The 265-nt window shown below is 40.8% G+C and carries 1 pseudogene; it reads right to left on the bottom strand.

Annotated features, from left to right (window positions below):
- Window positions 1-265, bottom strand: a pseudogene (locus JI667_RS21565) (glutamine synthetase); the annotation flags it as partial.

Raw genomic sequence — 265 nt, 5'->3', positions numbered from 1 at the left:
ACTTCGTGGTGGGAAGCTTCCATTTCAAATCCGAATTTCTTAAGCGTACGAACGATATCACGACGAACTTGATCACCTTTATCTTTTGGTGATGCATCGAAATAACCAGCGCGGTCATTCATTTTACGGATTGGGTATCCTTCTTTATCTAATTTAAATAGGAAGAATTCAGGTTCTGGACCAACGTTAACAGTATAGCCCATGTCTTCTGCTTCTTTCATAGCTCTTTTGAGAATATAACGTGGATCACCTTCGAATGGCTCGC

Source organism: Bacillus sp. NTK074B, from assembly GCF_017303375.1.
Taxonomy (GTDB): domain Bacteria; phylum Bacillota; class Bacilli; order Bacillales; family Bacillaceae_B; genus Rossellomorea.
The sequence above is the reverse complement of the archived record's forward strand: the minus strand, read 5'-3'. Positions and strand labels throughout refer to the sequence as shown.